The sequence below is a fragment of the Emticicia fluvialis genome, from assembly GCF_024793945.1.
Lineage (GTDB): Bacteria > Bacteroidota > Bacteroidia > Cytophagales > Spirosomataceae > Emticicia > Emticicia fluvialis.
Map to the genome: position 1 here is coordinate 1 of NZ_JANUSD010000031.1, position 6,771 is coordinate 6,771.

Here is a 6,771-nt window from a genome sequence, read left to right on the forward strand (position 1 = left end):
ATCATTCAAAACGCAACTCTCGCAAACGATTCATAGCAGAATTTATATCTCTAAACCTGAACAGGAAAAGTTACTTAATTTGTTTCATATCAATTTTGGGTGACCCAGCGAGGAAAACAGGAAGACCTGCTTGATAAAGGGATTGACAATCTTTTAAAGTTGGATTATATCTATGAAACGGCAGATATTGACAAGAAACGGCAAGTTATTAGTTCGATGTTTCCTGAAAAATTGCATTTTGAAAATAATTCACTTCGAACTAATAGAATAAATGAGGCTGTCAGCCTTATTTACCTGATAGACAGCGATTTAGGTGGAAACAAAAAAGGACAAATCAAAAATAAATTTGACTTGTCCTGTAAAGTCGGGATGACAGGATTCGAACCTGCGACCTCACGCCCCCCAGACGTGCACACTACCAGGCTGTGCTACATCCCGAATTGGTGGAGAGTGCAAAAGTAACTTAAATTCGTCTTTCTTCCAAAAGTCTATTTTGTATATTCTAATCGTTGCTTGTCTTTTAATAATTGCGCCTGCAATGTGGCATAGGGTAGAGCTTGTGGGGTCATTTTATTATTGATAGATAACACCGCCGCTGTTGCTGCCGATTGCCCCAGAATCATAAACACTGGCTCCATTCTGATAGAACCGTAAGCAATATGTGAGCTTGAAACACAAACCGGTACTAACAAATTAGTACACTCGGTGGCTTTGGGCAATATAGATCCATAAGCAATTGAATAGGGTCGGTCTGGGTGCACGCCTATGTCTCCTTCGTTTTGCACATAGCCGTCTTCTTTCACGTAGCGTTGGATATTATGCGAGTCGAGAGCATAAGAGCCCATTCCTACTGAATTGGGTACATGGTTTTTTCCTAAAGCGTCTGTTTCGGTCATTACGTATTCTCCTATCATTCGTCGTGCCTCGCGTATGTAAAGCTGATGCGGCCAGCCACCGTTGTCTTTAAATTCGTCTTTGGGTAAGCCCCATTGTTTCATTTTTACTTGTACATCGGCCGGAATACTGGGGTCGTTCTGTAGGAAATACATCAGACCTTTCTGATACAGTTCATGTTCTTTGATAATTTCCCGGCGTCGTTCGTAGCTGGCATCGGGGTAGTCATAGTTTTTGCCGATGTAGTCGGTACTGAACGGCCCATGATTGTTGGTGTCGGTTTTGCGGTTCGGAATCGGGTCATACTTGTCGAAAGTCTCTCGCCAGCCCGAGGCAAATACCCTGGCTAGCAGTTCATATCGCGCGGGGTCGTAGCCTTCCGGCTTTGCAAAAGGTATGCGGTTATCTGGGTGGTTGCTCAGGCACATTCTGAAACAGTAAGCCTGAATCTTGTTATCGCCCGAACCATTTGGACCCGGTATGTCAGTAGAAACTTCGGGTAATAAACCGCTTGCGGGGTCACCTGCTATTTTGTAAGGGCTGATTTTGCTTTTAAAGTGGTGGCCATGCTGAAAAACACCGGCCTGCACTCCGTTCCATTTTTCGTTATAAACATTGTTGGCCTCACGCCCTACATGGTAGGATACCCCAGCTGCGGCCATCAGGTCGCCTTCATATGTAGCATCAATAAACATTTTACCTTCATATACGTGGCCGCTTAAAGTACGGAATGCGCTTATATTGAGACCCTTTTTTACAACTCCGGTTTTTGAACGGTCCAGCCACTCATCGCGGTAGATAGTAAGTTTATATTCACTGGCAAAGTCTTCAAATACCTGTTCTGCTGCATGTGGTTCAAATATCCACATGGTACGGTTGCTGCCATCTAATGCAGGTGTGCCCTGGCCTTTATTGCCGTACTCTTCTCTCTTTTGCCATTGCCATGATTCCTGCTTCTGATAATGGTTATAAAGACGTTGGTAGAACTCGCGTGATACGCCACCTATTACCTCTTTGTTGCCGGTGTCGGTAAATCCAAGCCCACCTGATGAAAGGCCTCCCAGATGTATGTCAGGAGAAACCACTATAACCGACTTGCCCATTTTTTTAACCTGAACGGCCGCAATAATAGCAGCCGATGTACCACCATATATAATAACATCAGCCTTATAGGTACGGGCCATAGTGCTTTTGGGCGGATGGTAACCGGGCAATATAGTAAGGGCTGTAATGAGCCATAAAAAGAGTGAAGTTTTTTTCATAAAGGTTACATAGGTTTTTTAAAAAAAGACCAGCATTGGTTAAAGAATCTGTAATTTATTAAATAAAATCTGAACTCACCTAAAACTTACGGGAGTATTGAGACAAAAAAAGCTTTATACAATGGGTTTTGTATAAAGCTTGTAATTGAACGGTATCATCTGATTATTTCATTGCCTTCAGGCTTAGGTCGAGGCTTCTGGCTGAGTGGGTAAGGTAACCCAGCGATACGTAGTCAACACCACATTCGGCAAATTGTCTTACGTTGGCAGGGGTAATGCCTCCTGACGCCTCAATGGGGTAGCGCCCTGCCACCATTTTAATGGCTTCTTTTATTTTATCGAAGCTAAAGTTATCTACCATAATGCGCACTACACCGCCAATATCGAGTACCTGCTGCAATTCTTCCAGGTTTCTCACTTCAATTTCTATTGGCAGGTTTTTTCCGGTGGTTTTCAGATAATTATGTGCTGCATCCAAAGCGTTTTTTATTCCTCCTGCATAGTCTACATGATTATCTTTTATCAGAATCATATCAAAGAGCCCGAAACGATGGTTTACCCCTCCGCCAATCTGTACGCCCCATTTTTCCATCATCCTGAATCCCGGCGTTGTTTTGCGGGTGTCCAGCACTTTCGTTTGGGTGCCTTCTAAAAGGCTTACCACCTGATACGTGGTAGTGGCTATGCCGCTCATGCGCTGCATGCAGTTGAGCACCAGCCGCTCGGCTGTTAATATAGAACGGTCTTTGCCTGTTACGTAAAATGCGATATCTCCATATTGAACAGGCTGGCCGTCGTTCATCAGCACCTCTACCTGCAAGTTTTTATCTACTGCTTCAAAAATCATTTTTGCCAGTTCTACCCCGGCCAGAATGCCCTCATCTTTTACCAGCAATTTTGCTTTTCCGAAAGCATCTGCCGGAATGGTAGAAAGTGAGGTGTGGTCGCCATCACCTACATCTTCTACCAGCGCGGTTGCAATAAATTGCTTAATTGTGTCTTTGTTTAACTCCATATTTTTTAACCCTTTCGGGTGTTTAATCCAGTCAGTTTATTCAGGCATGTGCCTCGCCTATTATTCTTAATCCTTCAAGTGTCAGTTCACGGTTTACTTCCACAAACTCTCCGTGCAGGGTAGATATAATAGAAGAAAGCCCTCCGGTGGCAATGGCTATGCAGTCGCCGTTCAGTTCGGCTCTTATTTTATGAATCATGTTTCTTACCAGGCCTTCGTATCCCCATAAGATACCCGCCTGAATGGCATGAACTGTATTTTTACCAATAACAGATTGAGGCAGCTCCAGCGGAACATCAGGTAGCTGGGCTGTATTTGAAAAAAGCGCCTTTACTGATGTTCTTAAACCCGGCGCTATAGAAACCCCCAGAACTTTGCCTTTGGCTGAAACAACGGTGAATGTAAGCGCGGTACCAAAATCAACTATTACACAATTTCTTTTATACTTGGTGTAAGCTGCTACGGCATTGGCTACGAGGTCGCTCCCTATCTCGTTGGGGTTGTCGATTGAAATTTCTAACGATGGAAAGATATACCCATTAACAACAATGGGCTCCAGGCCAAACATATTGTTTACCAGAAGTTTGAAGATAGGGGTAAGGGGAGGCACCACACTGCTAAGCACCACTTTTTTTATGTCAGCAAAACGCAGGGCGTTTTCAAGGAAATATTGCCGGAAGCGATATTCAAAAAAGACGTAGTTTTCGTCTTTCAGCGATTTGATTCTGAACTGATGAAGTAGTTTTTTATCTTCAAAAATTCCGAAAACAGCATCGGTGTTCCCGACATCTATCACTAATAAGTTGTTCAAGAGGTAAATTTTTAGGTTGGTAGGTCAAAGTTTGTAAAATCCTTTCAATCTCTCAAACTTTTCAAAAGAAATCAGGCACTTAGCTAAAATTTCACCACATTAATTAATTCTCCATGGCGGGTTTTTACGATTATCTCCGGCATGGTAAATAATTATCTGGTTATTGTCGGGGTCAAGCAGGCGGGCTTCTCTCCACAGCCAGGGTTTATCTTCCGGAATCTGTTCAATACTGATGCCTTTGCGTATCAGTTCGCTTATCTTGTCGTCAACGTCGTCCACTTCAAAGTAAACCCAGACGCCAGGGTCTTTGGAGGTGATGCCTTCCTGATGGATAGAGAAAGTGGTGTCTCCGGTTGGACATTCAAAGCGGGCATAATGTGTATCTTTTACTATAAGTCTCAGCCCCAGAAGCTCATAAAAAGCTAAAGATTGCTCAAGGTTACTTACACGTATGGTTAACTGATTGAGATTCATAGGTCTATCAATTTTTACGTTTCAGAAACACAAAACCGTTTTCTTCTTTGATATATTCCAGATTCGGATGCTCCTTAAATTCATCGTACCGGTCAATGCGGGTTACAAAAAATACAGGCTTATCTACCTTGCCGTTTAACAACCAGTTGCCAAATTCTTCCTGAGTCATATTGGCAGTAGAAGCAGGTGCGCTATTGGGTTTTTTCTGAAAATAAAACAAATGGGCATAGCTTTTAAAACCTATCACACCCACGTAAACATTCTGCCCCTGTTTCGACTGGTAGAAGTCTATCGCTGCACCCTGTGTGAATCTTTCAATTTTAGGCACCACTGTTGCGCCGTAAATGAGCAGGCATAAAGCTGTAGACAGGCTCAGGCCTGTAATAAACAACCATTTACGCTGAATGGTAGCTTTGTTCATGAAAACCAGCACCAGAAGAACAATAAAATAAGCAATACCAATGAACACTTCAAAGCCACTCCATGCAACCACTGCATTGAAATTTCTGACTGCAAACTGGTCTTTTATATAAGGTGTAATGGCTGCGGTGTTCATGCCAATAAGCGGCACAGCCACCAAGGCCAGCGATAACACAAAACCAATGAATATCAAGCCGAATTTTACCCATTTATTCCAGTTCTTTTTGTGGGCAAGCCAGTTGTACAAGGTATTGGCAGCCAGATAAGAAACCGGGAAATAAGCCATTGAAGAATAATGGACTATTTTGGTTGTAACCACACTGAAAAGAATCATTACCACCCAGAATGTAACTTTCATCCAGGTTCCGAAATACTCTTGTCTGGATGCCAGCGCCGGAATAGCAAAAACAGAAATAGGAAAACAACCCAGCAGCACTACCACAAAATGGTAGTAAAAAGGTTGCCCGTGACCTGCATCAGGCGTGCTGAAAAGGCGAATCTGATAACGGATAAATTCTTCGAAAAACCAGAACCCATTAGTAACCAGCTCTTGTGCAAACCATAAAGAAGCAACAGCGATACAGGTTATTGCAAAAATAAGCAGTTGCTTAAATGTAAAAAGCTTAGAGAATTTTTTGATAAATCCCCAATAGCACACCACCGTTAAGCCCCAGATAAGCCCCCCAACCGGGCCTTTGGTAAGAACCGCCAAACCAATAAAGAGGCCCGAAAGAAATATTTGCCGTGAATTAAACTGCGCCTTAAAAGAAAAGTATATACCCAGAAAAATAAACAGGTTAAAGGTGGGGTCAATAATACCTGATTTGAAATATAAATGTGGTGTAAAAGAACCCAGGTAGATAAGTGCCCAGATTAATCCGAAATTGGCATTTCTGATGTTTTTGCCAATGTAATAAATAACCAGCAGGGTAACGCAGCCAATAACTGCATTAGGGAAACGGGCAGCGAATTCGTTTACTCCCCATATTTTCATAGAAACCACCTGCATCCAGAAAAAAAGCGGGGGTTTCTCCCAGAAAGGTTTATAATCAATTTGCACCTTGCTGTAGTTGCCCGTAAGAAGCATTTCTCTGGCCGATTCGGCAAAATTAATCTCGTCCCAGTCAAATAGGTGCACATTGCCTAAAAAAGGAAAGAAAAACGCGGCTCCAAGAGCTAAAATTATAAGTGGATAATATTTTTGTTGTATCTGAAAACTCATTCAGCTTGGCATTTTTTGTCAAAGGTAAAAATAAAATTAAAAACACCGAAGTTATGCCTTACTTGTGTAGACTAATAAAAAAACATGAGGTGCATACAAAAAAAATGCAATTAACGTTTTATATTGGCAAAACTAAACATAACCGGTATGCCGCCTGAGAAAACAGTGGTTTGCAGTTTATAGAACGCTAGAGGTCATCTAACCGGATTTTTATGCATTTTGTCGATTATTCGGGACGATTTTTATTTTTTATTCAGATATTTGCATGAGTTAGTAAAAATTTTTCTAACTTTGCTGGTCGAAATAAAAAATTGTTTTAAGGGACGAGGAGTTAAGGGATAATATTTCGGTTTAATTGTTTAGAATTTAATAAGTGAATTATATAAAGTCGATTTTTGCGAATCGTACACTTAGTAAAAAAAATCTTTTTTAGTCACAGCAAAAGTTGTTTTGGGTTCATCGGGGGACAGTTTCTGCCCCCTTTGCCTTTTTTAGGGGGTAAACAAAAAAACGCAAGCTGAAAGCCTGCGTTCTTGATTATTCAGATAGATATGTCACGTCCTGAAATAGCGTTACAATAAAAGTAATGTTATGAAAGAAACAATTGCAAATCAGTACATTAAGCGTACACAGAAAGATTACAGTTATGCTTTTAAATTAGCCGTAGTTCAAG

5 protein-coding genes and 1 tRNA gene are annotated in these 6,771 nt (G+C 41.7%); all 6 read right to left on the bottom strand.

Annotation, left to right across the window (positions count from 1 at the left end):
- Positions 1 to 364: 364 nt before the first annotated feature.
- A tRNA-Pro gene (locus NZ848_RS21355) sits at positions 365 to 438 on the bottom strand.
- A gap of 50 nt (positions 439 to 488) precedes the next feature.
- Positions 489 to 2,156, bottom strand: a complete 1,668-nt coding sequence (locus NZ848_RS21360) for an FAD-dependent oxidoreductase (RefSeq protein ID WP_259017207.1) — start codon at positions 2,154 to 2,156, stop codon at positions 489 to 491.
- Between the two features lie 163 nt (positions 2,157 to 2,319).
- The gene (gene nadC, locus NZ848_RS21365; RefSeq protein WP_259017208.1) at positions 2,320 to 3,171 is read right to left on the bottom strand and encodes a carboxylating nicotinate-nucleotide diphosphorylase; all 852 of its coding nucleotides are present in this window, start codon (positions 3,169 to 3,171) and stop codon (positions 2,320 to 2,322) included.
- A gap of 40 nt (positions 3,172 to 3,211) precedes the next feature.
- Positions 3,212 to 3,982: a type III pantothenate kinase gene (locus NZ848_RS21370; protein ID WP_259017209.1), complete on the bottom strand. Its 771-nt coding sequence runs from the start codon at positions 3,980 to 3,982 to the stop codon at positions 3,212 to 3,214.
- Between the two features lie 99 nt (positions 3,983 to 4,081).
- Positions 4,082 to 4,456: a VOC family protein gene (locus NZ848_RS21375; protein WP_259017210.1), complete on the bottom strand. Its 375-nt coding sequence runs from the start codon at positions 4,454 to 4,456 to the stop codon at positions 4,082 to 4,084.
- Between the two features lie 7 nt (positions 4,457 to 4,463).
- Positions 4,464 to 6,098 (bottom strand): ArnT family glycosyltransferase, encoded by a 1,635-nt coding sequence (locus NZ848_RS21380; protein WP_259017211.1) that lies wholly within the window; start codon positions 6,096 to 6,098, stop codon positions 4,464 to 4,466.
- Positions 6,099 to 6,771: the final 673 nt, after the last annotated feature.